This is a genomic window from Brevibacillus sp. HD3.3A, from assembly GCF_013284375.2.
In the GTDB taxonomy this organism is placed as follows: domain Bacteria; phylum Bacillota; class Bacilli; order Brevibacillales; family Brevibacillaceae; genus Brevibacillus; species Brevibacillus parabrevis.
The window spans coordinates 56,841-82,964 of sequence record NZ_CP085874.1; the positions used below are offsets into that span (position 1 = coordinate 56,841).

Below are 26,124 nucleotides of genomic sequence, written 5' to 3' on the forward strand. Positions count from 1 at the left end.
ACTTCGTTCATCTCTATGCTGGTAACGTAACAAGCATTTACAGCGTCTTACTTTACATAGGATCATCGCGATTTCTTGGGTCGTAGCCCTCGTCGATCGAGTGATTTTTGTCCTTGTCGATGAGCAAGGTTTGTTTCTTCCTTTTTGCACGCCAGTCAATCAACACTCCAACCAGCAAGATAGCCACACAAATGATTGTGAACAGCAGCCAGAAACGCATTAGTATCACCTCAATTTTTTATGTGAAGGAATACAGGAGGAATGGCAGTTGAAACGATTTATTTATGTGGCGATTGCAGCGAGTATGTTGGTAATCGGCTGTTCGCCCGGGGCAAGCGAGCCTGTCGCATCGAAAGACACACCGCCAGCAGGGAAGCAAGAGCAACAGCCGAATCCGGCCCCTCAAGATGAAGGGACAAAACCGGAGCAGGGGTCAGAAGAAGCAAAAGAAGGAAATGAAACAACAACAGATGACGCACCGAATGGCTCCAAAATCATTATCGACGGCAACTTTTTGAAGCAGCTCGCCAGTAACGAAATCAACGGTTTCGACATAGCGATCGGGATGACCAAGCAAGAGGTTATCGAGCTTTACGGGCGTGTAATCAAAGAGGATTATTACGATGGCGGACGTTATCAAGCTTTTGAAAATCTTTCCGGCGGCATTGTTTATTTTGATGGGAAAAACCGCGTCTATGCGATCGATCTGGCCGGGGAACACTTGAATCAGACTAACCTCAATGTGATTCGCCAGCAGCTGGGAACGCCCGTTGCCCAAGGACAAAGCATGGTAGACGAAAAATTTGACCTGTACTATGAAGCGGGGGAAAACTCCGTATTTATCAGTGCGAAGGACGAACACTCGCCTGTAGAGAAAATCAGGATCATCAACAAAAAAATGCTCGATGAGTCTCCACAGGATTAGGATAGCAAAAAAAAGCAAAGCCAGCAGGAAGCAGTTCTTCCGCTGGCTTTTTCATTATTCTACAGATCGTTTTCCAAACAGAATGTGATCGAGCCCAAACTTCGAGCTGCCGCTAATGCTAAGCGCAATCAAAATCGCAAAGAGAGCCAGCTCCAGCTCATAGCCAGCGCCACTTTCTCCGCCCATGAAGCCGGCCGCCAGCTTGGCTTTGGCAATGGCACCGATCATGACAACAGCCAAGGCGGCAGAGAAGATACGTGTGCCAAGTCCCGCGATCAGGGCAATCCCGCCGACAACTTCAAGGAACGCGACCAGGTAAGCGATAAAGGCAGGCAGACCGAGGCTGCCAAAGAATCCGGCGACATTGTCCAAGCCCATTTGGAACTTGGCAATCCCGTGGATAGCAAAAGTAAGACCTACCACAATTCGTAAAATCAAAGCGCTCCACTCAAAACGATTTTCCATGTATAATGACCTCCGATTTAGTTTATATCAGTAACGTAGTTACTTTTTGTTAGTAAGTATACATTAATTATTATTTATGTCAATACGATCTGGAAAATTTACAAACGTTGGAAAGTGCAGATTATTAGGTACAAAGTAATCATTCATTTTGATGGAATGCAGAAAGAGCGGTATACTGAAAGGAGAATGAGGTGATACCAATGAAACAGTCTTCCCTCTGTCCTAAGTTTGAAAAAGGGATGCAGCTGCTGGGGAAACGGTGGACAGGGCTAATCTTATACCAGCTGCTTTCTGGACCACAGCGCTTCTGTGCGTTGGAAGGGGCCTTGCCCGTAAGCGGAAGGCTACTTTCTGAACGGCTGAAGGACTTGGAGAAGGAAGGTCTTGTACATCGGCAAGTGTTTACGGACTCAGCTCCGGTACGGGTAGAATATTCGTTGACGGAGATGGGGAAGGCTCTGGAGCCAGTAATCAAAGGGATCGAATCGTGGGCCCAGAGCTGGATTGAACTGGAGTCGTCAAGTATAGCGCATGGCAGCGCAGAATAGATACAGCACATACACAATTGCGTACAAAGGCTTTGCCAAGTTTTTTTGGCGAAGCCTTTTTTCTGTGTGGATGGGGAATATTTGCCCGTTGGAAAAGAGGGCGTTGTAAATCAAATACAAACTACTTGATAACCTTGGGGGGACGAGGTTTTTGGTCGTGACAATATTTAAACTATTGTATTGGGTTCACACAATGTTTCCAATTTATAGCTATTATGAGTCATTTTGGAATATGAAGTATACACATATAATTTCAAATGAAACGATCAATCCTATACGGGAGGCGGGCTAATGATATCGGAACATGCGGAGTCATTAATTGAATCAGATTCGTTTTATTGGGAAATGGTCAAAAAGAATATCGGAGTCTACACCATTGAAGAACAAAAACGTTTACGAGAGGCAAAGGTCGTCATATTTGGACTTGGTGGAGTTGGGGGATTCGAAGCCATTCTTTGTGCTCGTATGGGAATTGGATATGTCACAGGCGTAGATCCAGACGAATTCGAGGTTTCGAACATCAATCGTCAAATGCTGGCTACAGTAGATTCGCTTGGCAAATCAAAAGCATCGACGGCGGAAGAAGTTCTTCGTTCCATTAACCCGCACATTTCAGTGAGATGCATTCAGGCAAATGTTGACGAAGACAATGTTCTGGAATTGATGAAAGGGCACGATTTGGTGATAGAAGCGGTCGATGATATCCCCTCCCGCGTCATCGTCCATCGAACTGCTCGCGAGCTAGGTATACCAAGTGTCGGCATGTCGGGAAGTCCTCCAACACGCGGATTTGTCTCCTCCTTCTTCCCGGATGGAATTCCGTACGAAAAAGCATTAAACATTCCGGGAGCCGGGGAAAAGCTGAAGAATGAAGCGTTGCGCCAGGAGATTGCCGACATAAAAAAAGCCAGAGCTTGGTACTCCGTCAAACAGGGAGCGCCGAAAGAATGGGCAGAGGATTTTTGCAATGGCAAAACAAGTTGGATCATTACTCCTGTTCGTGCACATCTGCTATCTCTTTTCAGTTTCCACGAGGCTGTACAAATTTTAACTGGCAGGGAACCCTTAGCTCGCGCGCCCAAAGGAGTGCTCATTAACCTGGATACTGAAACGCCTGTAAAAGTGACAACACCCCCAGGTGGAACGTGGGATTACGCAACACTTTAAAAATGAGAGGAGCTGACCATATGTCATCGATTAAAAGTGCTGAGTTGTATGATCTGAGCTTTACCCGCAATTTCGGAATCATTACGCGTGAGGAGCAAGCCAGGCTGCGGAATGCCAGAGTAACTGTAGTGGGTGCAGGCGGGGTGGGTGGCATCACACTGATCCAGTTGGCGCGGATGGGTGTAGGCAAGATTCACGTCATTGATCAGGATTCGTTTGAAGCGAGCAACATTAACCGCCAAATGCTCAGCTTCGTCAGCAAAATCAATTCTCCCAAGGCTGAAGTAGCAAAAGAAATCCTTCTGGATATCAATCCCGAGTTGAATGTAGAGGTAACAAGCGCATTCGTTACAGAAGAAAATGCTCTTGAATTACTAACGGATACGGATGTCATTGTGGATGCCACAGATAATCTGGTGGCACGGGTGATCATCCATCGCGCAGCGGCAAAACTGGGCATTCCTTCGATCTGGATTGCGGTAACGCCACCTTTTCGGGGAGGAGTCATGTGTATGACGCCAGATTCAGTGCCATATGAAGTTGTACTGCGACACCCTTCCTACCAACAGCCGCTTACACCTGATATGTGCGATCAAATCAACAAGATCAAAGATGAGCGTGCAAAGTATTCCGTATCACAAGGCGCTTTGCCTGAATGGGCAGATGCTTATCTAAAAAAGGATGCTCCTTGGGCTGTGCTTGCTCCTGTAGCCAATATTGTCGGAGTATTGGCTAGCTTTGAGGCTTTTAAACTAATCATCAAACGCCCTGATTTAAAGCCAACAATTGCTCCAAGCTTGGTCAAAATCAATCTCGCCTGCTCTCTGATGGTACAGGTAGAAACTCCAGCAGAGGGAAGCTGGGATAACACATTACTATAGGGACTGCTATGTTGCAAACATCGATAATTCTATTGGTTATTGCAGCCTTATCATTTCTTGCAAAAGATATCGTGCTTGTCGGTGCTGCGGTGCTTTTGCTCGTCTTGTCCTTTTTTAAAGCAGTGCCTGTCATGGATGCCATCCAAAAACCGTTTTTTCAGGTGGGGCTGTTTTGTCTGATGGTATTTTTAATGATCCCAATTGCCAAAGGAAAATATGATCTTGTCGCTTTGGGCAAGGAAATGGTGAGTTGGAAAGCTGTGCTTGCAATCCTAGCAGGCTTTCTCATCTCTTATGTCGGCGGAAAAGGTTTGGACATACTGCCTGCGCAGCCAGTCGTTTTCATTGGCGTAACGCTAGGAACGATTTTGGCTGTGTTACTAACCAATGGTCTGCCGGCAGGATTGATTATTGCAGCGGGATGCATCGCCTTGCTTTCAAAAATCATCAATCTGTAGTACCTCTTAAATCACATGGAAAGAAGTGCAGGACAATGAAACCGAGTCAACGGATGAAGAAAAAGATCGTAATGGTAACCATGTCTTTCGGGCTTCTAGTCACCGGCTGCTCAACTCCTGAAGCCTCCAAGCCCAACAGCACAACCACGCAAGTTCAGCCAAAGGTGGCGACAGCGAATGAATTGGCGACCGAAGAGCTGACTGTACCAAGCATCGACAAAAACGTATCTTTGTATGTACGCCATAAGGCAGCAGTCGATAAGACGAATTTTACCAGTAAAGAAGTGGTGCTGTTTCTCGAACCATTTAGCGTACCTACAGCCCAAGCTTTCGATGTTCCGGGATTTTCCTGGATGGAGGAATATGCAAAGCAAGGGTACGATACATGGGCGATGGACTTCCGTGGGTTTGGGCATTCTACACGACCAGTTGAAATGGACAAACCTCCTGTAGCAAATGCTCCTGTTGTTCGCGCCAGTGAAGCAGTACAAGACTTGCAGGCTGTAGTGGACTACATTAAGAAAACGCGAAACGTAGATAAAGTGAATATCGTAGGCTGGTCATGGGGTGGAGTAGTGGCCGGGATGTATGCGACAGAACATTCCAATGATATCGAAAAGCTTGTCCTATATGGCGCTATGCACGGCTTTTCTTTGCCTTTGATGGCAACACCGTTTGAGGCAGAAGGGAAGCCAGGTGAAATCAATCCAAAATTGCCAGCGTACCAGGTTGTCACTTTTGACAAGGCCATGCATCATTGGCACATGATGCTGGATAAGCGCGAGTTGGTTTCGGGTGAGGCAATGAATGCTGTCTCCAAGGTCTTCCTCACTTCTGATCCATACAGCAGCAAGCAACCTGATCAGGCCATTCGTCGTCCCATGGGGCCACTGGTCGATCTGTACTACATTTGGACGGACAAACCGATTTTTGATGCAGCGAAAATTACAGCTCCCGTATTGATCATTCGTGGAGATTTAGACTTTTTTGCGGATAAGTCCCTCATCAATAAATTGACCAATGTATCGGAGAAAAAAGAAGTTGTCATCAAAGAGGCAACTCACTGGGTGTTGTATGAAAAAAATCGTGATCAGCTTTTGAGTGAGACAGATCAGTTCCTGAAAAAGTAAGTAAATCTATGAGGAAGTGTTGGAGCATGAAGCCGTTTCATATTTTGGATGCAACGCTGCGAGAAGGGGAACAGCAAGCAGGTGTTCGTTTTACTTGCGAGGACAAAATTAGGATGGTGCAGCTTCTTGAGGATTTTAACATTACGCTCATAGAAGTCGGACATCCTGGAATTTCTGCGGAAGATGAAGAAATCTGCCGGAAAGTAGCCGAATCGGCAAGACGAGCGGAAATATTGATGCATGCGAGAGCTGCTGTTGAAGAGGTACATGCAGCAAAGCGCGCACGGGCCGACTGGGTAGGGATATGGGCGTCCATCAATGATGTATCTCTCCAAACAAAATTTGGCCAACAACAGGAATGTTACGTACAAGAGAAAGTCAGACAAGCTGTTAATGAAGCGAAAAAGCTTGGCTTGAAGGTTAGGTTCACAATCGAAGATGCTTCCCGGACAGAGTGGGAGAAGATTGCCAACTTGGGCCATATTGCTTTGCAGGCAGGGGCAGATCGGATTAGTTTGGCTGATACAGTTGGAGTATTGGAACCTGCCACATGCAAGGAATTGGTAACTCTTGCCGTGGAAGAATTTCAATGTGAAATCGAAGTTCATCTTCACAATGATTTTGGCCTCGCTCATGCCAATGCTTTGGCGGCAATCGATGCAGGAGCTTCTGTCATCGATACAACGATTTTGGGAATCGGGGAGAGAACAGGTATCACTGACTTGATCCAACTAGCGGTGTCCTTGAAACAACTGCGAAACGACAATCGCTTTTCCTTGGAAAAAATTCCTGAATTGACACAAGCGATACGCATGACTACAGGCTATCGACCGGATGAATTGCGTCCTGTTGTTGGGCAAAATGCATGTACACACACATCTGCTTACCATGTTCAGGCTGTAAAGAGGAATCCCCAAGCATATGAGCCGTTTCCACCGGAAATGATTGGGAGAATGCGAGTTCTTGAAGAAAAGCGTCCGCCAATTGGCAAACGGAGACTACCTGCTTCCTTGCAGGTAGGGAAACCGTTTCCAAAAGGGGCGTCAGAGTTGCAGTATCATCGTGACGGCCCAGGCATTCGCTGGGTGATGATGGATTCGCGTGTGGATGAGCGCGCTTCCTTCTATGTAATCCAGAGAATGATTGGAATGCACGGTATGCCGATTATTCCTGAAAAACACGTAGACAAACATGCTCATCACTGTGACAGTGCCTTTCTATTTTGGGGCGATGCTCCCGACGGCACTGGTCTTGTATGTCATGTTCAACTAGGTGAAGATGAACAGACTGTAGAGAGTCCGGCAGCTATTTTTATCCCGGCAGGGGTTGAACATTTTTATCATTATGTATCAGGTAGCGGTACGTATACAAATATTGTCATGTCCCCTGAATATAACAGGAGTCTTATGGCTTCAACACCATCGACGGAACCGTCCGTAAAGGAGGAGGTAAAAAGCGCTTCGATCTAAGCCTTTTATGCCAGAAAGCCGTTTCAAATACAAATGAGATCGCCAATTTTAGAGCCACCAAAATTTGGTGGCTCTTTTGTCGTAATAATTGGGGAGATAAGAGAATTTCGTTGAAAAAGGCAAAATGCTTTCCCTTTTTCAGGAGCTAGATTATCCTATTCTTTTCTTGAGTCGCCCTGCTTCGACTTCCACTTTATAAATTCGATGTGCCGTTTGATCTCAACAAGCTCCTCTTCCGTTAGCCCGTCAATATCCAGAAAAGGGACGGGCGTCTCCCGAACGGATGCTTGCCGCCAGAATGGCGTCGGGTTATCTGTTCTTCCATGAAGGTAATCGGTCGAGACATCAAACAGGTCAGCGACTTTGGAAATCAAGTGAAAATCTACGCCTTTCTTTTCGCCCGATTCAATTCGCGACAAAACTGTGTTATGGATGCCGAGCTTTTCAGCCAATTGAATTTGTGACCATTGCCTTTGCTCGCGCAGCCACTTTATGCGTTGACCGACTATGGACATCGTGAAACCACCTTTTTGTTTTTGGCAATTTCATTCTAACAATTTTCCATAACGGAAAAAACAATATTGCTAAAATGACAAATAATGTGTTGACTTTGCTGAAATTGAAACGATATCATGTAACTATAAATATTTGCCATTTCTGCAAAGAAGGAGGGAAGCTGGATATGGAGCGTCTGAACCTCCCCTTTATCGCAAAACGACGAAGTGAGTGTAAGCTTACGCTACAAGAAATGGCGGAATCACTTGGTTTTCGCAATGCTTCCACGTATTTGAAATACGAAAAAGGCGAATACGACTTCAAGGCGAACCATCTGCCTATTTTGGCAAAGAAACTCAAGTGTGGCTTGCACGAGTTGTTCATGATTATCTTTTTGTTGTTTTAGCAAAGATACATTAGATAAGGGGTGGGTAGATTGGAAGCGCGGGAGGCGAACAAGAGGCAGCTGGAAGTATGGAAAAAAACGCTGGAGTACGAAATAGAGATGATGGCACCTTACAGCAAGTCGGCGTGCACAGCGTTTATGGATCGGTTGGTACGATTTGAGTTGGAGCTGGAGCAACAAGCGATGTTCCCCCCAGAGAAAGTGCTCGTTAGCTCCAATGTCCCACATTATTAAAAAAGATGTGCCTCTTGTGTCGGGTTCATAAGGCAGGACTTATCAGACTTCATCATTCATACGAGGAGGCTTCATGCCCATAATAAAAAGCCCGGTACGGCAGATGCCAGCCCCGGGCCTATTTTATTGGTTCGACGTTACAGTTTCTTGATTTCGTCCTTCAACAGCTCGGACTGTGTTCCGAATACGACTTGCACGCTGCCTTGACCCAGCTTCATTACGCCTGCTGCGCCAATATCTCTCAGCCCTTTTTCATTGACGATTTTGTCGTCCTTCAGCACGAGACGCAGGCGGGTAATGCACGCGTCAACACTGATGACGTTTTCTTTTCCGCCGATCAGAGCGAGTACCCTTTGCGCCTTGTCTTGCGTCGAATTGCTGCTGGCAGTTGTAGTTTCAACGGCGTCATCGTCTTCTCGTCCCGGCGTTTTGATGTTGAACTTGACGATCAGGATGCGGAACAGGAAGTAGTAGACGACGGCGAACGCCAAGCCGATCGGGATGATCGACCAAGCATTGGTGGAAAGCGGGAAGTTCAACCCGTAGTCAATCAGACCAGCGGAGAAGCCAAATCCGTGCTTGATTCCCATTGCCGTTACGATATACCCGGAAACCCCGGTCAAAATCGCGTGAAGCACGTACAGCGCTGGAGCAGCGAACATAAATGCAAATTCAAGCGGCTCGGTAATCCCTGTCAGGAACGAAGCGAGCGCGGTACCGATGAAGACAGAAGCGATTGCTTGGCGCTTTTCCGGCTTGGCAGAATGAATGATGGCAAGCGCGGCTGCTGGCAATGCGAACATCATGATCGGGAAGAAGCCTGTCATGAACATGCCGGCAGATTTGTCTCCGGCGAAGAAGCGATGCAAGTCGCCATGTACGACTTTGCCAGTTGCATCGGTAAAATCACCGATTTGGAACCAGGCAATGGCGTTGAGTACGTGGTGCAGACCGAATGGAATAAGCAAACGGTTAAAGAAGCCGAACAGACCTGCTCCAAGAGCGCCAAGGCTTACAATCCAGTTACCCATACTGTTGAGCGCGTCCTGAATCGGCCCCCAGATGATCCCGAAAACAAGACCGATGACGACCATGCTAAGCGAAGTGACAATTGGTACAAAGCGTTTGCCGCCAAAGAATCCGAGCCATTCCGGCAGCTTGATGTTATGGTAGCGGTTGTAACAATAGGAAGCGACTCCGCCCGCCAAAATACCGCCAATGACACCCATGTTCAGCTTGACGTCGTCTGCGATGAACGGCATGGCTGCAGGGACTTTGGAAAGTACGGTGGTCAACACCATGTAGGCGATCACAGCAGCCAGGGCGGCTACGGCATCCCCAGCGAGTCCGATCGCAACACCGACAGCGAAGATCAGCGGCAAGTTGTCAAAAATCGCAGATCCGCCTGCAAACAAAAATGGCGCGATATACTGGTTCAAAAATCCACCAACCGATTCTCCGAGATGAAACTCGGTCACGTAGTTGATGGCGCCGAAGCGGAGCAAAAGCGCCGCAGCAGGCAGTGTGGCGACTGGAAGCATGAGTGCTTTCCCAATCCGTTGCAAAAAGGCGAGCATAGGAAAAACCTCCTTAGAATGAGATGTCTATCAAAAAGCTGCTCTCCGGATGAATGCAAGAGATGAGGGCACGAGAATTGGCCGGAGAGAAGCTGTTCTGATCAAGAAAATGAATTTGAAATCGCTTTCAAATAGGCAGGGACAAAACCGTTTATTCGGTTTTGTCTTGCAAAAGCGCCACAACCTCTTCCACAGTCGCAAGAGCAAGAACTTGCTCCGCCAGCTGCTGCGCTTTTTCCATACTGGTGTTGCGAATGCGCTCTTTGACCTTCGGCATAACCGAAGCGGCACCACTGAACTCGTCGAGGCCCATGCCAAGCAACAGCTCGGTAGCGAGCGGGTCGCCAGCCATCTCTCCACATAGCCCCGTCCAGATTCCTGCCCGGTGGGAAGCGGCGATGACGTTGGAGATAAGCCGCAGTACCGCAGGGTGGTAGTAGCTGTAGAGATCGGCAACGTTCGCGTTCATTCTGTCGACCGCAAGCGTGTATTGCACGAGATCGTTGGTGCCAATGCTGAAGAAATCGACTTCTTTGGCAAAAGCGTCAGCTTGCAGGCAGGCACCGGGAATTTCCATCATCATGCCGACTGAGATTTGCTCGTCAAAGGCGACGCCTTTTTCCCGCAGCTCGGCTTTTGCCTGTTCAAGCAAACGTTTGGCTTCCCGCAGTTGCCCCAGGTGGGAAATCATCGGGAACATGATCAGCAGCCGTCCAAAAGCACTGGCGCGCAATAGCGCTCGTAGTTGAACCAGAAACAGTTCCGGGCGGGCCAAGGAAATGCGCATCGCTCTGAAACCGAGAAACGGATTGTCTTCCTGGGGAAGCTCAAGCGCTGGCAAATGCTTGTCGCCGCCAACATCGAGAGTACGAATAATGACCGGCTTGTCGCCAAAGGCTACAGCAACTTGCTTGTAGGCGGCAAACTGCTCTTCCTCGTCGGGCAAAGTGCTGCGATCCATGAACAAAAACTCGGAGCGGAACAGGCCGATGCCTTCTACGCCAGATGCGGCAAGCGCGTCTGCTTCTTCGGGAACCGCCATGTTGGCCATCAAGTGAACGCGGTGTCCGTCAGTCGTTTCCGCAGGCAAATCCTTCAATGCCGCGTAGGCAGCGCGTTCAGCTGCTTCCTTGGCGGCCTTTTCCTCGTAGCGCGCCAACGTTTCCGTGTCGGGCGAAACAATCAGGTCGCCTGTGGCACCATCGAGGATCAGCAAGCTTCCGGCAGAGACTTTTTCCATCAACTGTTCTCCGGCTCCCATGACCGCCGGAATCCCCAAAGAACGAGCCAGGATAGCCGCGTGCGAGGTCGCGCCCCCTTTTACCGTGACGATGCCTCGTACAGATGCGAGCGGGAGTTGAAGCGTCTCCGAAGGGGTGACATCCCACGCCGCCAAAATAAACGGTTCCTCCGGGAAAACTGCCTCCTCGTCTGTGCCTGAGAGGTTGCGGATCAAGCGGCGGCTTACATCGCGGATATCGTCTGCCCGTTCTTTCATATAGGCGTCATCCATGCTTTCGAACAGGCCGACGAACTGGTCAGATACTTGCTGCACAGCAGCGGTGGCAGCCAACTGTTTGTTTTCGATCAGCGAGGACATTTCCCCGACAAAAGCCGGGTCTTCCAGAAAAGCCATATGCGCGGAAAGAATCGCTGCTTTTTCTGCGCCTAATTGCTCTTCTGTTTGTTCTCTCAGCTTTTCCAGCTGCTCGCGTGCTTGCTCGACGCTTCTGGCGAGCAGCTCCAGCTCTTTGCTCGTGTCTGCTGGCGCAGTTTGCGCGGGAGCGGACGGGGCAGCGTGTGCCAAAATGACGACTGGGGCGATCGAGATGCCGGAAGAAACCGGGATTCCTTTTAACATGTTTGCTTCACCTTCTTTCGCTGCGAATTAGCTCTGAAAAGATTGCTCAAACAATTGCTGAATGGAAGCTGCCACCGTTTCCTCGTCAGCGCCGTCCACGGATACGAGCAGCTTGTCGCCCTGGGTTGCGCCCAAGGTCATGATCCCCAAAATGCTGCGGCCATCCACTTGTTTCTCCCCTTTGTTCAGGGTGATTTTCGATTGGGTTTGCGCCGAGCGATTGACCAAAAGAGCGGCGGGACGAGCGTGAAGCCCGCCCTCGACCGTGACTGTTACTTCAAACTGAATCATGTGTACCTCCCCCAAACAGATGCTTCTTTGTCCAATCCGGTTATTTCAGGACGACTGTCATCAGCGGCTGCTGGCCAGCTGCGACATTTCCTTGCGCCACGACGTTCTTTTCCGCAACGACATCGCCGTTGGTAATGACAATCGGGGTAACGATTGGACATCCGGACTCTTGCAATACGGCGATATCAAATTGAATCAGCTTGTCGCCCGCTTTTACCTGGTCGCCGACAGAGACGAAGGGGGTAAAGCCTTTGCCCTGCAATTTCACGGTATCGATCCCGATATGCATAAGCAGCTCCAGACCGCTGTCGGTCGACAAGCCAATCGCATGATGGGTAGGGAAGAGATGGGTGACTTTTGCGTCAACCGGAGCGTACAAGACGCCCTCAGTAGGCAAAATCGCTGCGCCATCGCCTACGACTTTCCCGGCAAATACGGGATCGGGTACTTCCGACAAAGGGACAACACTTCCGGTCAAAGGAGCCAGAAAGGTGATTTCTTGTTGTTGTTTTTTACGGGAAAACAGATTGCGTAGCATAAGTTCCTCCTTTTGCGTCTGAACGAAAATAGGCATGAGACGGTCTGAGCATACGACGACATACTTACTATGTCCGTATGATCTCACCGCTCATGCCTAGTCGAGCTAGTAACACGCAGGATTATCATCGATTTTGAGTTGTTGATTCAAGGCTGTTGCTGCAACAACCGATAAACATGCAAGGCCATGTAGCCGACTTCGTCTTCCGGGACTATGACTTCCAGCCGGTTCGAGATATAGGCAGCCAACTCGGACGCCAGTTCGTATGCTTCCGGAATCGTGGTTTGGACCCGGTCCAGCAAGGGGTTGTGAATGGTCTTTTGCTGGCGAATGCGCTCTACAGCAAAACGCAGATGAGTAATGAGACGGACGTAATCGACCGTGCTTCGCTCGATGGTTCTGTCTGTCCGCTGCTCGATCATGCTGACCAGTTCGCTGATCACATTCGTGAACTGAACGGCCTTTTTCACTGGCAGGTAGCTGATCGCCGAATGAATGTGCAAGGCGAGAAAACCGATTTCGCTATCTGGAATATCCAGGTCGAATGCCTTCTTGATCATGTCCGCAGCCCGTTTTGCCAGCGTGTACTCTTTGGTGTAGAGCGTCTGGATTTCAAACAGGAACGGGTTCACGATCTCCATGCCATTCCGCAGGCGGTAAATGGCGAACTGGATGTGGTCGGGCAGGGCGACGTGGACGTGTTCGTTAAGTTGCGGGGTAATTTCACTGGCGATAAGCGCGATAATCTCTTCGGCTATTCCTACCACGGCAGGATCGACCTGACTGAGTATCGTTTGGTACTGTTTCTGATGGTTTTCATTTTCCAGCCTGAAGCGCTTCTCCACACGCGGGTCATGGGCGGGGATGGTGTTCCCAGGCTTTGCGCCAAATCCGATTCCTTTTCCGAACAGCACAATTTCCAGCTTGGTGCCGGGTTCTTCCACAAGTACGACATTATGGTTCAACACACGCGTAATCGCATATGTTTTTTCCTGTTCACGGGACAAGCCATTCCACCACCTTTAAACAAAAAAGAGCCGAAAAAACCTTTTTAACAATTAAAAAGATCTTCTCGGCTCATGCCTGCATTACCAGTAACACGCCTTGTGAAAACGCTTCAATTAATGCTTATAATAGCTCAGCTTCACAAGCGTTGTCAATCACCCTGTTTGCATCGGAAAGTTATGGTTGAGTATAGAAGAGAGTATATGTATTTTCGCTGATTCTGGCAGCAGGATTTCCCCCTGCTTGTCCAGAAGTACGTGAACCGCCTATGGAAAAGAACTCAAACAAAGCGGGCGGATGCGTCCGAAGCAGTCCGCCTGCACGCTTTGTTCAAGGAAGAATCAAGATCTTCACTACTTGGTAAACTTGTCGGCAATCGTGGAAGCACAGAAAGAATTTGGCTTGATTTCCGCCCGGAAGTGATTGGTTTCAGCCAAACTCAGCAACGCCTGGATAAACTTGCGGGTAGGCCCGTTGGCACCGATGTCAAAGTGCAGACGTATCGGAGTATCGAGTTGATGATCGCGCAAATATTGGCGGACTTCAGTTGCCAAGCCTACCGCGTACATGGCTTCCTGGAAAATGCGCTGCTGCAAGGATGAATAACGGCGTTCCTGAAACTTGTGATAAAAGAAGGTCCCACCGTGTCCGGGTCGAATAACCGTGATGACCAGGGCGAAAAAGGTTCCGCGACTTTTCAGCTGGGAATCGGCACCCACAATAATCTCGAATGGACCTGCCATCGACGAGATGGTTTGTTCAATGTGGGAAAATACGTCTTCTTTTGCCAGCTGTCCTCTCGTCGGACTGTGAAAACGATCAAACAACGTGCTTGCAGAGGTTAAGCCCACTCGCATCCCTCCAGATAGAGGCTATCTGTGAATTACAAACATCTTCCGTACATCATTAATGTATGTAATCTGGCAGAGAGTATGTGAACAGGTATGGACAAAAACTTCGCGAATCAACATTTTGATCGGCACGCGTCTGTTTTTATGCGGCGAATGTCCGGTGAATGGAATCGCGCTTGTGGCGCCTTGCCTGCGAGCAAGCTGAGAATTGACCGGGAAAAAGAAAGCGGCTATTATGTGTGGCTGCAATCGGAAAACATCTATAAAGGAGTTTTTACAATCGTGATGGAATCAGGTAAACAAGAAGAATATATGAGAGCGGCGATGGAAGAAGCACAAAAAGCAGCCGCGATCGGAGAAGTGCCAATCGGGGCAGTCATCGTCCGCAACGGGGAAATCGTCGGCCGCGGCTTCAATTTGCGGGAAACGCAAAAAGACCCGACTTTGCACGCGGAAATGATCGCGATCCGCGAGGCGAGCGAGCGACTGGGCGGCTGGCGGTTGATCGGCTGCACCTTGTATGTCACGCTGGAGCCTTGCCCCATGTGTGCGGGTGCCATCGTGCAGAGCCGCATCGAGCAGGTCGTGTACGGCGCAGGCGATCCCAAGGCAGGATGTGCCGGGACATTGATGAACTTGCTTGCTGAGCCGCGCTTCAATCATCAGGTTCCGGTGGTGGAAGGAGTCCTGGCAGACGAGTGCGCCCAGATGCTCAAAGATTTTTTCCGCGGCTTGCGCAAAAAAAGACAGTCAGATCAAAAGTGATCCAACTGTCTTTCGGGCATCGCCCGGTACTGTTTCTTACGTAACATGCCGGGCAGACGTATTATTTGTTTACATTTTGCAGCAGGTTCAGTTCTTCTTCGGTCAGCTCGCGGTATTCGCCGGGAGCGAGTGCCGGGTCGAGATGGAGCGGGCCCATGCGAATGCGTTGCAGATAGGCGACATGCAGACCGAAGGCGGCAAACATCCGTTTGACCTGATGAAATTTTCCTTCCATAATGGTGACGCGAATCTCGGAGACTTCCCCGGACGAGAGAATTTCCAGCTTGGCAGGCAAGGTAGTGAAATCCTCCAGCTCAACGCCTTTGGCAAATTCCCGGACGTGTTGCTCGGTAACGATGCCATCAATGCGGGCAAAATACTCCTTGTCCACTTTTTTCTTCGGGGAGAGCAGGCTGTGGGAGAGCTGTCCGTCATTGGTCAAAAGCAAAAGGCCCTCTGTGTCGATGTCCAGTCTGCCTACCGGGTGAACCTTGACCGCCCACTCGTAGGGAAGCAGGTCGACTACAGTTTGATGCACGTTATCTTCAGTAGCGGAAACTACCCCAGGGGGTTTGTTCAGCAGGACGTACACCCAGCGCTTGAAATTGATCGGCTCTCCGTCCACGGTAATTTCCTGTTCTTCGGCTACGACGTGCATGCCAGGATCGGTTGCGACTACGCCGTCCACAACAACCAGCCCTTGCTTCACCAGCGCTTTCACTTCCTTGCGCGTGCCAAACGCCATATTCGCCAGCACCTTGTCCAAACGTTCTCGTTTCATGTATGTTCCTCACTTTTCCTCTGGTCAAAAAAACCTGACTCGTGTTGTTAATAGTTTGGCCTAATGCGGCGAGCAAATCAAGGGGAAGCGTACAAGTTGAGTCTTGCACTTTTCGCGCAGATTTGCTATAGTTAATAATGTTTCTGACAAACCATTCATGGAGAGATACCCAAGTGGTCATAAGGGGACGCACTCGAAATGCGTTAGGCGTCGTGAGGCGTGCGTGGGTTCGAATCCCACTCTCTCCGCTTACAAGTGGCTCAACGGATAATTCCGTTGGGTCATTTTTTGTTGTCAAAAAAGGCAGTGGAGAACAGGGATAATTGCGCAAAGCCTTGACTATATTGAGAAAAGAAGGTTGCAGTTGTGTTGCAGTTTTTCTTGTAGTTTACTTGCAGTTTGATTAGAATAGGGGGTGAGTGAGGTGACGTATATGGCTATAAGTGAAGCAGAAAGAAAAACATTTGAACGTGTTATTGCAGAGGTAGGCAGCGATCCGGAAAAAGCTGAAGCTACTCTCAAAGTGCTGTTTAATGTCATAAAAAAAACGACACCAATATCGGTTGAGCTCCAGAGCGAGGTAAAGAAAATTCTCGACCAATATCCGAATCAGACAATTCATGCTGAAATACAAAAAGATTTGCAAAAGCTTGGGGCAATATTGATGCATGTTGCTCAAGAAGAGGAATTTGGGAGAACGTATTCAACAGGCCAGTTGGCGAAAATTTTCGGAGTCAGCATTACGACAATTAATAACTGGATTTACGCAGGGCGTTTTATCGGCGTAGAACGCTCTCAGAGAAACAAGCAAGCTCGCATATCTGAAAACACATTGTGGGTCTCACCTTCAGAAGAAAGAATACCTGTACGGGAATTTGCAGAGATTTATGAGCAAAAAGAGCAAATAGAAAAGACGTTGACATCCATCCAAGATGGAAATTTGCATCGCATCCGTTTTATCGTAGAAACGATAGATTTTTATGAAAAACGTTACGGAAAGCCGTATCACGAAGTAGTTGTCGAAAAAGGAAATCCAGATGATTCCGAGGATTGGATTTGGGCGAGGGAAGGGAAAGAATGGAAGTCTCTGCTTAAAGAGATTGGGGATTTATGATCGGCAACCCTGCTACAAATTTGGAGGTGCTAAAAAAGACTTTCGGTCATGCGATACAATTCATACGGAATACCGACAGTACAGGCATGCCAAGTTCGATATACGCCCAACGAGCAACCATTGTCTTCTCTGACAGCTCCAAATTATATGTAACGGAAAAGCTGAATAAACAACAGTGCATCGAAGAATATTGGTACGATTGGATTGCCGCGGACGATAAAACAGTATTGGGTAAGTATCATGGCGAGCCACACGAAGATGAGTCGTATCAGACAGCAACGGAACCGTATCATGTCCACCCGCCAGAGTATGCCAAATTGACCAATCAAACACGTTTCCCCAATTATTATTACAACGATTTGTTCTCCATCGTTGAGGGAATTTTTTTATTTTATTTATTGCCCAATCGATCTCAAATCTAATGCTTTTTAAAGGACAGAAAGACAGTGAGTTCAACACTGTCTTTTTTGCATCATCATCTCCTGCAAAAATAAGGCCCGCACCATTCCTTTTCATGAGTCCTCACATACGTCCACGTAAACTGCTTGTCGACGACATACACATCGCACTCCTCTGCCAAATCCTCTACAGATAGCTGCGACGGGCTTTCCATGATCCACACCTTGTTGGAAAGCTGATAGAACACATAACAAGACTCGCCGGACACCTGGCGAAAAGCTTGATCCGCTTCTTCCCGCTGAAGACAGTCCCGCATCCGATAGCTGAACAAGTGCCACAGATAGCCTTGGAAGCCGCCACGACGGTTCAGGTTAATCCTTTGCTTTTCTTCCTCAGACAAATGCGAGGCAAAATGATTCTCCCATTCTTTGCGCAAATAAGGCCCCCATATTTCCAATTCCGTTGCTTTTAGCTTCTTTTCCTTAATGCAGTCCGTCAGTTTCATCGTGTGCCTCCGTGGAAGTAACTTAAACATTTTTGCCGCTCTAAAAAGGGGACGACTAGACCACCTGCTTTGTCACACAAAGAGATTCATGTATAGCCAGCCGATATCCGCCGCATGCCAACCGCCAAACAACCTGGAAAGCAAAGCATCGACGAAGAAGAAGAAGTTCAATTTCCTGTTGACAAAGAGAAGCTCGCTACATACTATAATACCTATAGGGGTATATGTATAAAACAAAACACCGACCATCCCATTGCAATACATCGCAAATCTTTAGGAGGGAACACAACATGTCTACGACACAACCGAGCTTTTCCGTTGATAAAATGTTGGACTGCAAAGGCTTGGCTTGCCCGATGCCTGTCGTTCGCACCAAAAAGGCGATGGAGCAACTCGCTCCCGGCCAGGTTCTGGAGGTGCAAGCGACTGACAAAGGCTCGCTGGCTGACATGAAAGGCTGGGCAAACAGCACAGGGCATCAGTATTTGGGCACCGTTCAGGAGGGAGAAGTCTTGAAGCATTTCCTTAGAAAAGCAAGCCAGCAGGAGACGAAGGCCGAGACGAAATATCCGCATACGATCACGAACGAAGAACTTCAAGCGAAGCTGCAATCCGGCGAGCCGTTTACGCTTATCGATGTGCGAGAGCCTGCCGAATATGCCTTCGAGCGTATTTCTGTGGCCAAATCGATACCTATGGGGGTATTGGAGCAGCGATTGGCTGAGTTGCCGACCGATCAGGACATTTTTGTCATCTGCCGTTCCGGCAATCGCAGCGATCTCGCTTGCCGGCTGCTTGCCGACAAAGGCTTTTCGCGAGTAAAAAACGTCGTGCCGGGTATGGCCCGCTGGGTTGGCTCGGTAGAAAAACAGTGAGGAGGAGATAAGCAATGAGCAACCAACAAGGAAAGGTACAAAAAATGTCGGCGCATGATTTGACTGAATTGCTGTTTGCCCAGGAGGAGCTGTTTATTCTTGATGTGCGCAACCAGGAGGATTACCAAGACTGGCGCATCGAAGGCCATCGGGTAGACTCCATCAATGTGCCGTACTTCGAGCTGATCGATGGAGTCGAGGCTGTCGTCGGGAAGCTTCCTGCCAGCCAAAAAATACTGGTCGTTTGCGCCAAGGAAGGCTCCTCGCTTTTTGTAGCGGAGCAACTGGCGGATGCCGGACTTCATGACGTGTACTACCTCGAAGGCGGGATGAAGCAGTGGAGCGAGCATCTCGCGCCTGTCAAAGTGGGGGATTTGCGCGACGGCGGGGAAATTTATCAATTCGTCCGGATAGGCAAAGGCTGCTTGTCCTACATGATCGTCTCCGGTCAGGAAGCTGCTGTCGTTGACTCGGTACGCATGACAGACGTGTACGAAGCTTTTGCCAAAGAGCGTGGCTTGTCCATCAAACATACGATCGACACTCATTTGCATGCCGACCATATTTCCGGTGGCAGAAAGCTCGCCGAAAGCACAGGAGCTACTTACTGGCTGCCGGAAAAGGACGCGGAAGAAGTCGTTTTTGCCTACAAAAAGCTGGAGGAAGGAAAAAGCATTCAAGTCGGCAGCACGAGCATCTCCATTTTGCCGCTCTATTCCCCGGGACATACGATTGGGAGTACGTCGTTGATTGTAGATGACACCTACTTTTTGACAGGCGACATTTTGTTTGTGGCATCGATCGGGCGGCCGGATTTGGCTGGCAAAGCGCAAGATTGGGTGGGAGACCTGCGTAACACCCTGTATAATCGTTATCAGGAGCTGTCAAAAGATCTCCTGGTACTGCCCGCGCATTTTGGCAGCTATGTGGAGCTGGGAACAAACGGCGTTGTCTCAGCACGTTTGGGCGATCTGTACCGCAACAATCCGGGGTTGAACATCGCCGATGAAGGCGACTTCAGACGCACGGTTACCGAGGAGCTGCCGCCGCAGCCAAACGCCTATCAGGAAATTCGTCAAGTAAACATGGGCAGATTGAAGCCTGATGAAGAAGAACAGCGCGAGATGGAAACGGGACCGAACCGTTGCGCGGTTCACGATAAATAAAATCAACAAGGGGGAAAACGACATGGCAGATGTTGTTGTGGATACAAAAGGTCTTGCTTGCCCGATGCCGATTGTCAAAGCGAAGAAAGCGCTGGATACGTTGCAGCCAGGACAGACCATGGAAGTGCTCTCTACCGATAAAGGGTCGCTCCATGATTTTACGGCATGGGTGAAGCAGTCGAAAAACGAACTGGTGTCTCATGAGTTGGAGAACGGCGTATACAAGTTCCTGGTGAAAAAGCTGTAAGAAAAAGACTAAGCGGGCACGATGCAGAAGTGTTCGCTTAGTCCTTATTTTCATATACAATGCGAACGCCGAGGTCGGGGTAGGTTTCTTCGCGAAAATGGCCGTTCGGGCAAATCTTTTCACAAAGCAAGTGGCTTCGCACAGAACGCAGAGGTTCTTTGCAGACAGGGCAGCGATGTTGAAAAATGGCTTTTAAATAACGAACCATTTAAATCACCTTAATCATAGTTATTTACTTGGTTTTTATTGTACCTGAAAAATGCGCATTTGAAAAGTGGCTACGGCATTCTTGTGCGATTTGGGCGGAGAATGCGGGGAGGGCATATGGACGTCTTGCTGTATTTACTCATGATTTCTCTAGGATTTGTCGGTTCCTTTTTCTCCGGGATGCTGGGGATTGGCGGAGCGATTATCAATTATCCATTGCTGCTGTTTGTTCCGGCAGGCCTTGGATTGGCTCATTTCTCCGCTCAGGAGGTGTCGTCGATCTCGATGTTCCAGGTCTTTTTTGCTTCGCTGTCAGGGGTAATCGCTTTTCGCAAGCGAAATGGCAAAGGGTCGCCCCTGGTGCATAAAGGACTGGTCAGAGATATGGGAATCGGCATCCTGGCAGGAAGTTTGTTGGGTGGCCTGGCTTCCAAATACATGTCTGGTGACAGCATCAACCTCGTTTACGGTATATTGGCTGTCGTAGCGGTCATTTTGATGCTGAAGAAAAACAAAGGGACTCAGGAGCAGGCAGCAGAGATCGTCTACAATCGGTTCGTCGCCATCCCGATCGCTTTTGTGGTAGGTGTTGTCTCCGGAATTGTCGGAGCGGGGGGTGCCTTCATCCTGATCCCGATCATGCTGACGATCCTCAAGATTCCTACGCGCGTCACGATTGCCTCGTCACTCGCTATCGTATTCATTTCCGCCATCGGTGGTGTCGCAGGCAAATTGTACGCGGGACATATTCCGTTGGTTCCGGTCCTGTTTACGGTCATTGGCAGTGTCCTGGGTGCGCCTTTGGGCAGTGTGGTCAGCGCCAAGATCGATGTCAAATATTTGCGGTACGGTCTGATTGTGCTGATCTGCGCTACGGCGATCAAAGTGTGGAGCGATATTTTGTAAGTGAGAAAAGAAGCATGGAGAGTCGAGAGCGGCTTCTTTTCGCTCATTTTTATACCTATAGGAGTAACAGTATTTAACGGGAGGGCTTAACGATGGAAAACCAGAAAGAGAAAACGACGATTGTTCTTTTCAGCGGCGATTTGGATAAAGCGATCGCGGCTTTTATCATAGCGAACGGGGCTGCTGCCTACGATCACGACGTCACGATCTTTTTTACCTTTTGGGGCTTGAACACGATGCGCAAGGACGAGATCGTCAAAGTCAAAAAAGGCTGGCTGGAGAAAATGTTTGGCTGGATGATGCCGAGAGGGGCGCAGAAGCTGGGGTTGTCCAAAATGAATATGCTGGGGATGGGCCCGGAAATGATCAAGCATGTCATGAAAAAGCACAATGCCCTGACGCTGCCCCAACTGATCGAGCTGGCGCAGGAGCAAGGAGTCAAGCTGGTTGCCTGCACGATGACGATGGATTTGCTGGGCTTGCAGCAGGAAGAATTGCTGGACGGAATGGAGTACGCGGGCGTGGCAGCCTACTTGGGCGATGCGACACAGGCGAAGGTGAACCTCTTTATTTAAGAGGTGAAAAGCAGACAGGCTTGCTTGACAAAGCCTGTCTTTTGCATAATATACCTGTATACGTATCCGCGATCCTAAAAACGGGAGGACTTCACATGGATTACAACTACGGTGACGATATTAAAAGACGTTTGCGAAAAATTGAAGGACAAATCCGTGGCGTGTTGAGAATGATGGACGAGCAAAAAAGCTGCAAAGAAGTAGTCGCCCAGCTATCTGCTGTCCGCAACGCGTCTGACAAGGCAATCGCGCAGATCGTAGCGGAGAATTTGCAGCGCTGTCTGTTGGAGGAGCAGGCACTCGGAGGCGACACAAGCAAGATGGTAAAAGAAGCGGTAGAGCTGTTGGTGAAAAGTCGCTAATTCACTAGGAAGGATGTTCAAATGGACTTCACGACGATTTTGCTTATTATTGTGTATGCATTGACAACTTGGTATTTGATTTCCCGCTTCATGCCTGTAAAAGGGCTGGAAAACCTGCGAGCCGAGCAATTCAAGGAGCGGGTGAATCAAAAAAGCAGGGTGATGCTGATTGACGTGCGCGAGCCACACGAGTTCAAGAAGGGTCACATTCCTACAGCCGTCAACATCCCTCTGTCCCAGTTGAACAGCCGGGTGAAGGAAGTTTCCCCGAAAAACGATATTTTGTTGTACTGCCGCAGCGGGATGCGCAGCAAGCAAGCGGCGAAAATCCTGAAAAAACACGGCTTTACGCAAATGGCGCACCTTCAGGGTGGACTGGTCACCTGGCAAGGACCGACCAAACAAAAGTAACGAAAAAGGAAACGAGCATCTGCGAGAGCGGGTGCTTTTTCATTTGCACAAAAAATACATGCTTGACAGATGACTTGGTTGTAACTAAAATGATTACAACAAGACGAGCAAGCCCAGGCCATTATTTTTTTGCAACCGATGTAACTTGTTTAGTTACAACTAAAGTGGCGGCCTATCATTCATAACCCGAGTTTTGGTGACTCAATCTAAATACATGGAGGGAATAGAACAATGAAAATCGCAATCGTAGGCGCAAGCGGCAAAGCAGGAAAATGGATCATGAAGGAAGCGTTGGATCGCGGCCATCAGGTGACAGCGGTTGTTCGTGACGCATCCAAAATCGACGAACCGAAAGCAGCTGTTCTGGAAAAAGACGTGTTCGCTCTGACAGCAGCTGATTTGAAAGACTTTGATGCAGTAGTCAATGCATTTGGCGCTCCTGCCGGAAAAGAACACCTGCACGTCGAGGCTGGCAACGTATTGATCGAAGCGATGAAGGGAGCACCTTCGACTCGTCTGCTTGTGGTAGGGGGAGCAGGGAGCTTGTTCGTAGACGAAGCGAAGACGACTCGTGTCATGGAAACTCCTGATTTTCCGGGAATCTACCTGGCAACAGCGCAAAACCAGGGAGAAAACTTGCGCATTTTGCAAGAAACGACGGGGATTCAATGGACCTTTATCAGTCCATCCGCTTTCTTTGATCCAGAAGGAGCCAGAACAGGCACTTATCAGCTTGGCAAAGATCATTTGCTCGTCAATGCAAGCGGACAAAGCTATGTCAGCTACGCGGACTACGCCATTGCCGTTCTTGATGAAATCGAAAATCCGCAACACCTCAACCAACGATTCACCGTTGGGTCCAACTAACAAAATAGAGTCAGGCATGCAGAAAAGACCAGCCATCCCGGATTGGTCAAGACCCCATTTAGTTTTCGTTGTGCTCTTTTCTCGTTATAAAAGAGAATAAATTCTTCTATTCGCCTTTGTGCTTCCTCTATACTTGGGATATCGTAGGGATAGAGTGCTTCGACTTTCAGATGGGAAAAGAAGCTCTCCATAGAGGCATTGTCATAACAATTTCCTCGGCGTGACATGCTGATTTGGGCTCCAACCTTTGGCAGCATGTCGTGGTAAGCATGGGACGTGTACTGGTACCCTTGATCGCTATGAACGATCAACCCAGCCACGTCTTTTTGCTTTTCAAATGCTTTCCTGAAGGTTTCTAACACAAGTGGATTATCGTTACGCTGGCTTAGATGATAAGCGACAATCTCATTGTTCCATAGATCTTTAATAGCAGATAAGTAAATCCGATCGTCAAATACCTGAAATGGTGTGACATCCGTTACCCACTTTTGATTAGGCCCTTCCGCAGTGAAATTCCGTTGCAGCAAATTTTCCGTGATTCTGCCATCCGACACAGCCGTACCCTCCCGATTCAAGATGTGTCACCCTTTTTTTAAGACCTCTACCTCCAGTTGTAGACGCCGAATCTGCCGATCCTGCTCCGTTTCAATCCGATGAGGATTTCCACGCCCGTCCTTGAATGATGCTTCTCCATTTTCACGATACTTTCTCATCCACGTTCTGACGCGGTATTTATCCTGGACCCCTAGGTGTTCTGCAATCTTTCTGTAACTCCATCCTTCTTCCACGTGCAAGCGAACCGCTTCTACGTCGAATGATTCTGGATAATGTTTACATTTGTATCCTTTCACTGCCATGACGAAAAGCACCCCCCTAGAATTACATCGGATTAACCTAGGGGTTTTTCCAATGTCTATTCTAAGGGGGGGTACTTCAAAGCATTGAAGTGCCCCCTGTCAAGTAGACAGTGAAAAAAACAAAAAGCTTAGACACCAATCTGAACCTAGGTTGGTGTCTTTTTTATGCCACAGAACTTTGTAAATAGTGCCTATATTCTAGGGGCGTCATACAGTTTAGCCTTTTCTGGTACCGATGATTATTGTAGTAATGTATGTATTCCGTAATGGCTACTTCTAGCTCTTCGTATGTATTGAATTTCTGGAGATAGTACATCTCCGATTTTAACGTTCCCCAGAATGATTCCATTGGACCATTGTCGATACACCTAGCTACCCTCGACATGCTCTGAGTCATTCCCGTATCATCTAGTTTCTTCTTGAACATTTTGTTCGTGTATTGAAATCCTCGATCACTATGAAAGATGGGTTTCGCATTAGGATATGCCCGATGGGCAATATCAAACGTTCTAAACACAAGCTCATTGTTGTTCGAGTGCCCAATCACAAAAGAAACAATACTTTTATCCGACAAGTCCAGAATCGCACTCAAATAAGCCTTGCTTTGAAGGCCGTACTTCATTTCCGTTACGTCTGTGAGCCACTTTGTACCGAATTCTACGGATTTGAAATCCCTGCTCAAGACATTTTCTGCCGTGATTTCAGGCGTTGTCGGAACGTAATTCTTTTTCTTTTTGCGGCAAACGGATTTCAATTCTAAAATACCCATGAGTCTGTATACGCGTTTATAGTTGATAGAAAGATGGAACTGTCGATTCAGTTTGATGGTCATCTGGCGATAACCAAGAATCCCCTTTTTTTCTTCGTAGGCACGCTTAATCATAGGCAGCAACCCTTTGTTGAATTTCTCGTTTTCAGTTTCTTTCCTATTTCGCCACTTATAATACGACGAACGCGGAATCCCTGCGATTTCACAAAGCTGACTGATGGCATATGATTTACTGTCGTACAGATTACGGATGGCAAGATAAATAGGTTCATTGCGGACTTGGTTTAGGGTCGCCCCCTTTGAATTTCGTCTAGCTTTTTTAGAAAATCGATCTCCATTTGCTTTCTTTTATTCTCAGCTTGAAGCAATGTATTTTGTGCTCGTAGCTTCTCCACCTCAGACATCTCGTTTTCAGATTTTCGTTTCCCACGTTTGTCCTGAAGCGCATCTACGCCAAATTTTATGTATTTGTGTGTCCATGAGTAAACCTGCTGATAGGAAACCTGAAATTCTTTGGCTGTTTGGGCATGATTATGCTGATGTTCTAAGCAGAATTTCACAATTTCGATTCTTTCTTCGAAAGTAGTCGCTCGTCCTTTTGTCATGATTGGTGTTCCTCCTGCTCCGGAAGATTTCAACTTCTCATGACCATTATACTTTAGAATCCATTTACGCAGTTGGCGGGTTGATTTAATGCCATATCGCTTACATATCTCCATATGAGAAGCACCGCCAGCTAGATAGTCCTCAACAGCAGATAACTTCAGTTCTGCGGAATAAGTCCTGTTCTTAGGTGTACTGAGCAGTCCATCTGGACCTAATGATTGATAGGTTTGAAGCCATTGTTTCATGGAGGAAAAGGTAACGTCTAGCGTGCTTGCTAGATGATTGAGAGAATCTTCTCCACGGAGATATTTTTCGATAGCTGCGATCTTTTCTGGTCCAGCTATTTTTGCTTTATGGGACATAAAAAAATGCTCCTCCTTACAGGTAGACAGTTTTATTATTTCAACTGTC

General features: G+C 48.2%; 34 protein-coding genes and 1 tRNA gene. 20 read left to right on the forward strand and 15 right to left on the reverse strand.

Going from position 1 to position 26,124, the window contains the following annotated elements:
* Positions 1–52 precede the first annotated feature (52 nt).
* Positions 53–220, reverse strand: a complete 168-nt coding sequence (locus HP435_RS00335; protein WP_167470366.1) for a hypothetical protein — start codon at positions 218–220, stop codon at positions 53–55.
* 48 nt (positions 221–268) lie between these two features.
* On the opposite strand from HP435_RS00335, the gene HP435_RS00340 reads away from it, so the two are divergent.
* A complete protein-coding gene (locus HP435_RS00340; RefSeq protein ID WP_173597999.1) occupies positions 269–925 on the forward strand; it encodes a hypothetical protein in 657 nt (218 codons plus the stop codon).
* Between the two features lie 54 nt (positions 926–979).
* On the opposite strand, the gene HP435_RS00345 is transcribed toward HP435_RS00340, so the two are convergent.
* Positions 980–1,390: a DoxX family protein gene (locus HP435_RS00345; protein ID WP_122966069.1), complete on the reverse strand. Its 411-nt coding sequence runs from the start codon at positions 1,388–1,390 to the stop codon at positions 980–982.
* A gap of 200 nt (positions 1,391–1,590) precedes the next feature.
* On the opposite strand from HP435_RS00345, the gene HP435_RS00350 reads away from it, so the two are divergent.
* From HP435_RS00350 to HP435_RS00375, 6 genes are all read left to right on the forward strand, one after another.
* Positions 1,591–1,938, forward strand: coding sequence for a winged helix-turn-helix transcriptional regulator (locus tag HP435_RS00350; protein WP_063230270.1), 348 nt, complete (start codon positions 1,591–1,593; stop codon positions 1,936–1,938).
* 318 nt (positions 1,939–2,256) lie between these two features.
* A complete protein-coding gene (locus HP435_RS00355) occupies positions 2,257–3,105 on the forward strand; it encodes a HesA/MoeB/ThiF family protein (protein WP_173599963.1) in 849 nt (282 codons plus the stop codon).
* A 20-nt stretch (positions 3,106–3,125) separates the two neighbouring features.
* Complete coding sequence (locus HP435_RS00360; RefSeq protein ID WP_173599950.1) at positions 3,126–3,986, forward strand: HesA/MoeB/ThiF family protein; 861 nt, start codon at positions 3,126–3,128, stop codon at positions 3,984–3,986.
* Between the two features lie 8 nt (positions 3,987–3,994).
* Positions 3,995–4,444 (forward strand): DUF441 domain-containing protein, encoded by a 450-nt coding sequence (locus HP435_RS00365; RefSeq protein ID WP_063230272.1) that lies wholly within the window; start codon positions 3,995–3,997, stop codon positions 4,442–4,444.
* Between the two features lie 35 nt (positions 4,445–4,479).
* Complete coding sequence (locus HP435_RS00370; RefSeq protein ID WP_083955765.1) at positions 4,480–5,574, forward strand: alpha/beta fold hydrolase; 1,095 nt, start codon at positions 4,480–4,482, stop codon at positions 5,572–5,574.
* Between the two features lie 26 nt (positions 5,575–5,600).
* The gene (locus tag HP435_RS00375) at positions 5,601–7,043 is read left to right on the forward strand and encodes a LeuA family protein (RefSeq protein WP_063230273.1); all 1,443 of its coding nucleotides are present in this window, start codon (positions 5,601–5,603) and stop codon (positions 7,041–7,043) included.
* A gap of 155 nt (positions 7,044–7,198) precedes the next feature.
* Here the strand turns inward: HP435_RS00375 and HP435_RS00380 are convergent, their stop codons facing one another.
* Positions 7,199–7,558, reverse strand: coding sequence for a helix-turn-helix domain-containing protein (locus HP435_RS00380; RefSeq protein WP_173599949.1), 360 nt, complete (start codon positions 7,556–7,558; stop codon positions 7,199–7,201).
* 167 nt (positions 7,559–7,725) lie between these two features.
* On the opposite strand from HP435_RS00380, the gene HP435_RS00385 reads away from it, so the two are divergent.
* On the forward strand, positions 7,726–7,944 hold the full coding sequence (locus HP435_RS00385) for a helix-turn-helix domain-containing protein (protein ID WP_122966066.1): 219 nt from the start codon (positions 7,726–7,728) through the stop codon (positions 7,942–7,944).
* A gap of 371 nt (positions 7,945–8,315) precedes the next feature.
* Here the strand turns inward: HP435_RS00385 and nagE are convergent, their stop codons facing one another.
* The 6 genes from nagE to HP435_RS00415 all read right to left on the reverse strand — a co-directional run bounded on the left by nagE (position 8,316) and on the right by HP435_RS00415 (position 14,301).
* On the reverse strand, positions 8,316–9,755 hold the full coding sequence (nagE, locus tag HP435_RS00390) for an N-acetylglucosamine-specific PTS transporter subunit IIBC (RefSeq protein WP_173598000.1): 1,440 nt from the start codon (positions 9,753–9,755) through the stop codon (positions 8,316–8,318).
* A gap of 151 nt (positions 9,756–9,906) precedes the next feature.
* Positions 9,907–11,616, reverse strand: coding sequence for a phosphoenolpyruvate--protein phosphotransferase (gene ptsP, locus HP435_RS00395; protein WP_122966063.1), 1,710 nt, complete (start codon positions 11,614–11,616; stop codon positions 9,907–9,909).
* 27 nt (positions 11,617–11,643) lie between these two features.
* On the reverse strand, positions 11,644–11,907 hold the full coding sequence (locus HP435_RS00400) for an HPr family phosphocarrier protein (RefSeq protein WP_063230279.1): 264 nt from the start codon (positions 11,905–11,907) through the stop codon (positions 11,644–11,646).
* Between the two features lie 40 nt (positions 11,908–11,947).
* Positions 11,948–12,445, reverse strand: coding sequence for a PTS sugar transporter subunit IIA (locus HP435_RS00405; RefSeq protein ID WP_063230280.1), 498 nt, complete (start codon positions 12,443–12,445; stop codon positions 11,948–11,950).
* Between the two features lie 146 nt (positions 12,446–12,591).
* Positions 12,592–13,452 (reverse strand): glucose PTS transporter transcription antiterminator GlcT, encoded by an 861-nt coding sequence (glcT, locus tag HP435_RS00410; protein ID WP_122966062.1) that lies wholly within the window; start codon positions 13,450–13,452, stop codon positions 12,592–12,594.
* A 351-nt stretch (positions 13,453–13,803) separates the two neighbouring features.
* Positions 13,804–14,301 carry a ribonuclease H-like YkuK family protein gene (locus HP435_RS00415; RefSeq protein ID WP_063230282.1) on the reverse strand — a complete coding sequence of 166 codons (498 nt, stop codon included), beginning with the start codon at positions 14,299–14,301 and terminating at the stop codon, positions 13,804–13,806.
* A gap of 285 nt (positions 14,302–14,586) precedes the next feature.
* Here HP435_RS00415 and tadA point away from each other — a divergent pair, with 285 nt between their 5' ends.
* Positions 14,587–15,066 carry a tRNA adenosine(34) deaminase TadA gene (gene tadA / locus HP435_RS00420; protein ID WP_208715245.1) on the forward strand — a complete coding sequence of 160 codons (480 nt, stop codon included), beginning with the start codon at positions 14,587–14,589 and terminating at the stop codon, positions 15,064–15,066.
* A gap of 61 nt (positions 15,067–15,127) precedes the next feature.
* Here the strand turns inward: tadA and HP435_RS00425 are convergent, their stop codons facing one another.
* Positions 15,128–15,847 carry a pseudouridine synthase gene (locus HP435_RS00425; protein WP_122966061.1) on the reverse strand — a complete coding sequence of 240 codons (720 nt, stop codon included), beginning with the start codon at positions 15,845–15,847 and terminating at the stop codon, positions 15,128–15,130.
* Between the two features lie 159 nt (positions 15,848–16,006).
* Between HP435_RS00425 and HP435_RS00430 the strand changes: the two genes are divergently transcribed.
* From HP435_RS00430 to HP435_RS00440, 3 genes are all read left to right on the forward strand, one after another.
* Positions 16,007–16,095: transfer RNA gene (locus tag HP435_RS00430), tRNA-Ser, on the forward strand.
* 176 nt (positions 16,096–16,271) lie between these two features.
* A complete protein-coding gene (locus HP435_RS00435; RefSeq protein WP_173599948.1) occupies positions 16,272–16,961 on the forward strand; it encodes a MerR family transcriptional regulator in 690 nt (229 codons plus the stop codon).
* A complete protein-coding gene (locus HP435_RS00440) occupies positions 16,958–17,383 on the forward strand; it encodes a toxin-antitoxin system TumE family protein (protein ID WP_173597994.1) in 426 nt (141 codons plus the stop codon). The genes HP435_RS00435 and HP435_RS00440 overlap by 4 nt, the downstream gene beginning before the upstream one ends.
* 53 nt (positions 17,384–17,436) lie before the next feature.
* Here HP435_RS00440 and HP435_RS00445 read toward each other — a convergent pair whose 3' ends face one another.
* Positions 17,437–17,865 (reverse strand): DUF4275 family protein, encoded by a 429-nt coding sequence (locus HP435_RS00445; RefSeq protein ID WP_173598004.1) that lies wholly within the window; start codon positions 17,863–17,865, stop codon positions 17,437–17,439.
* Between the two features lie 290 nt (positions 17,866–18,155).
* Between HP435_RS00445 and HP435_RS00450 the strand changes: the two genes are divergently transcribed.
* The 8 genes from HP435_RS00450 (at position 18,156) to HP435_RS00485 (ending at position 23,481) form a co-directional block, all read left to right on the forward strand.
* Positions 18,156–18,740, forward strand: a complete 585-nt coding sequence (locus HP435_RS00450) for a sulfurtransferase TusA family protein (protein ID WP_173599947.1) — start codon at positions 18,156–18,158, stop codon at positions 18,738–18,740.
* A gap of 14 nt (positions 18,741–18,754) precedes the next feature.
* Positions 18,755–19,906 carry an MBL fold metallo-hydrolase gene (locus HP435_RS00455; protein ID WP_173599946.1) on the forward strand — a complete coding sequence of 384 codons (1,152 nt, stop codon included), beginning with the start codon at positions 18,755–18,757 and terminating at the stop codon, positions 19,904–19,906.
* Between the two features lie 22 nt (positions 19,907–19,928).
* Positions 19,929–20,153: a sulfurtransferase TusA family protein gene (locus HP435_RS00460; protein WP_122966055.1), complete on the forward strand. Its 225-nt coding sequence runs from the start codon at positions 19,929–19,931 to the stop codon at positions 20,151–20,153.
* Between the two features lie 324 nt (positions 20,154–20,477).
* Positions 20,478–21,266 (forward strand): sulfite exporter TauE/SafE family protein, encoded by a 789-nt coding sequence (locus HP435_RS00465; RefSeq protein WP_122966054.1) that lies wholly within the window; start codon positions 20,478–20,480, stop codon positions 21,264–21,266.
* A gap of 92 nt (positions 21,267–21,358) precedes the next feature.
* Complete coding sequence (locus HP435_RS00470; RefSeq protein ID WP_122966053.1) at positions 21,359–21,841, forward strand: DsrE/DsrF/DrsH-like family protein; 483 nt, start codon at positions 21,359–21,361, stop codon at positions 21,839–21,841.
* A gap of 95 nt (positions 21,842–21,936) precedes the next feature.
* The gene (locus tag HP435_RS00475; RefSeq protein WP_063230289.1) at positions 21,937–22,203 is read left to right on the forward strand and encodes a metal-sensitive transcriptional regulator; all 267 of its coding nucleotides are present in this window, start codon (positions 21,937–21,939) and stop codon (positions 22,201–22,203) included.
* Positions 22,204–22,224: 21 nt separating this feature from the next.
* A complete protein-coding gene (locus HP435_RS00480) occupies positions 22,225–22,614 on the forward strand; it encodes a rhodanese-like domain-containing protein (protein WP_063230290.1) in 390 nt (129 codons plus the stop codon).
* 231 nt (positions 22,615–22,845) lie between these two features.
* A complete protein-coding gene (locus HP435_RS00485) occupies positions 22,846–23,481 on the forward strand; it encodes an NAD(P)-dependent oxidoreductase (RefSeq protein ID WP_122966052.1) in 636 nt (211 codons plus the stop codon).
* Here HP435_RS00485 and HP435_RS00490 read toward each other — a convergent pair.
* The 4 genes from HP435_RS00490 to HP435_RS00505 all read right to left on the reverse strand — a co-directional run bounded on the left by HP435_RS00490 (position 23,478) and on the right by HP435_RS00505 (position 26,075).
* The gene (locus tag HP435_RS00490; protein WP_229049784.1) at positions 23,478–24,035 is read right to left on the reverse strand and encodes an IS3 family transposase; all 558 of its coding nucleotides are present in this window, start codon (positions 24,033–24,035) and stop codon (positions 23,478–23,480) included. The genes HP435_RS00485 and HP435_RS00490 overlap by 4 nt on opposite strands.
* A gap of 27 nt (positions 24,036–24,062) precedes the next feature.
* Positions 24,063–24,338, reverse strand: a complete 276-nt coding sequence (locus tag HP435_RS00495; protein WP_173599945.1) for a helix-turn-helix domain-containing protein — start codon at positions 24,336–24,338, stop codon at positions 24,063–24,065.
* Positions 24,339–24,501: 163 nt separating this feature from the next.
* Entirely contained in the window at positions 24,502–25,371 is an 870-nt protein-coding gene (locus HP435_RS00500) for an IS3 family transposase (RefSeq protein ID WP_173600258.1), read from the reverse strand.
* A 20-nt stretch (positions 25,372–25,391) separates the two neighbouring features.
* On the reverse strand, positions 25,392–26,075 hold the full coding sequence (locus tag HP435_RS00505) for a helix-turn-helix domain-containing protein (protein WP_173600257.1): 684 nt from the start codon (positions 26,073–26,075) through the stop codon (positions 25,392–25,394).
* Between the last annotated feature and the right edge of the window lie 49 nt (positions 26,076–26,124).

What these genes read in the sequence shown, in the direction of transcription:
- HP435_RS00335 (WP_167470366.1), bottom strand. Translation starts at nt 220, where the DNA reads ATGCGTTTCTGGCTGCTGTTCACAATCATTTGTGTGGCTATCTTGCTG.
- HP435_RS00345 (WP_122966069.1), bottom strand. Translation starts at nt 1,390, where the DNA reads ATGGAAAATCGTTTTGAGTGGAGCGCTTTGATTTTACGAATTGTGGTA.
- HP435_RS00350 (WP_063230270.1), top strand. Translation starts at nt 1,591, where the DNA reads ATGAAACAGTCTTCCCTCTGTCCTAAGTTTGAAAAAGGGATGCAGCTG.
- HP435_RS00360 (WP_173599950.1), top strand. Translation starts at nt 3,126, where the DNA reads ATGTCATCGATTAAAAGTGCTGAGTTGTATGATCTGAGCTTTACCCGC.
- HP435_RS00365 (WP_063230272.1), top strand. Translation starts at nt 3,995, where the DNA reads ATGTTGCAAACATCGATAATTCTATTGGTTATTGCAGCCTTATCATTT.
- HP435_RS00370 (WP_083955765.1), top strand. Translation starts at nt 4,480, where the DNA reads ATGAAACCGAGTCAACGGATGAAGAAAAAGATCGTAATGGTAACCATG.
- HP435_RS00375 (WP_063230273.1), top strand. Translation starts at nt 5,601, where the DNA reads ATGAAGCCGTTTCATATTTTGGATGCAACGCTGCGAGAAGGGGAACAG.
- HP435_RS00380 (WP_173599949.1), bottom strand. Translation starts at nt 7,558, where the DNA reads ATGTCCATAGTCGGTCAACGCATAAAGTGGCTGCGCGAGCAAAGGCAA.
- HP435_RS00385 (WP_122966066.1), top strand. Translation starts at nt 7,726, where the DNA reads ATGGAGCGTCTGAACCTCCCCTTTATCGCAAAACGACGAAGTGAGTGT.
- nagE (WP_173598000.1), bottom strand. Translation starts at nt 9,755, where the DNA reads ATGCTCGCCTTTTTGCAACGGATTGGGAAAGCACTCATGCTTCCAGTC.
- ptsP (WP_122966063.1), bottom strand. Translation starts at nt 11,616, where the DNA reads ATGTTAAAAGGAATCCCGGTTTCTTCCGGCATCTCGATCGCCCCAGTC.
- HP435_RS00400 (WP_063230279.1), bottom strand. Translation starts at nt 11,907, where the DNA reads ATGATTCAGTTTGAAGTAACAGTCACGGTCGAGGGCGGGCTTCACGCT.
- HP435_RS00405 (WP_063230280.1), bottom strand. Translation starts at nt 12,445, where the DNA reads ATGCTACGCAATCTGTTTTCCCGTAAAAAACAACAACAAGAAATCACC.
- tadA (WP_208715245.1), top strand. Translation starts at nt 14,587, where the DNA reads ATGGAATCAGGTAAACAAGAAGAATATATGAGAGCGGCGATGGAAGAA.
- HP435_RS00425 (WP_122966061.1), bottom strand. Translation starts at nt 15,847, where the DNA reads ATGAAACGAGAACGTTTGGACAAGGTGCTGGCGAATATGGCGTTTGGC.
- HP435_RS00440 (WP_173597994.1), top strand. Translation starts at nt 16,958, where the DNA reads ATGATCGGCAACCCTGCTACAAATTTGGAGGTGCTAAAAAAGACTTTC.
- HP435_RS00445 (WP_173598004.1), bottom strand. Translation starts at nt 17,865, where the DNA reads ATGAAACTGACGGACTGCATTAAGGAAAAGAAGCTAAAAGCAACGGAA.
- HP435_RS00450 (WP_173599947.1), top strand. Translation starts at nt 18,156, where the DNA reads ATGTCTACGACACAACCGAGCTTTTCCGTTGATAAAATGTTGGACTGC.
- HP435_RS00455 (WP_173599946.1), top strand. Translation starts at nt 18,755, where the DNA reads ATGAGCAACCAACAAGGAAAGGTACAAAAAATGTCGGCGCATGATTTG.
- HP435_RS00460 (WP_122966055.1), top strand. Translation starts at nt 19,929, where the DNA reads ATGGCAGATGTTGTTGTGGATACAAAAGGTCTTGCTTGCCCGATGCCG.
- HP435_RS00465 (WP_122966054.1), top strand. Translation starts at nt 20,478, where the DNA reads ATGGACGTCTTGCTGTATTTACTCATGATTTCTCTAGGATTTGTCGGT.
- HP435_RS00470 (WP_122966053.1), top strand. Translation starts at nt 21,359, where the DNA reads ATGGAAAACCAGAAAGAGAAAACGACGATTGTTCTTTTCAGCGGCGAT.
- HP435_RS00475 (WP_063230289.1), top strand. Translation starts at nt 21,937, where the DNA reads ATGGATTACAACTACGGTGACGATATTAAAAGACGTTTGCGAAAAATT.
- HP435_RS00480 (WP_063230290.1), top strand. Translation starts at nt 22,225, where the DNA reads ATGGACTTCACGACGATTTTGCTTATTATTGTGTATGCATTGACAACT.
- HP435_RS00485 (WP_122966052.1), top strand. Translation starts at nt 22,846, where the DNA reads ATGAAAATCGCAATCGTAGGCGCAAGCGGCAAAGCAGGAAAATGGATC.
- HP435_RS00495 (WP_173599945.1), bottom strand. Translation starts at nt 24,338, where the DNA reads ATGGCAGTGAAAGGATACAAATGTAAACATTATCCAGAATCATTCGAC.
- HP435_RS00505 (WP_173600257.1), bottom strand. Translation starts at nt 26,075, where the DNA reads ATGTCCCATAAAGCAAAAATAGCTGGACCAGAAAAGATCGCAGCTATC.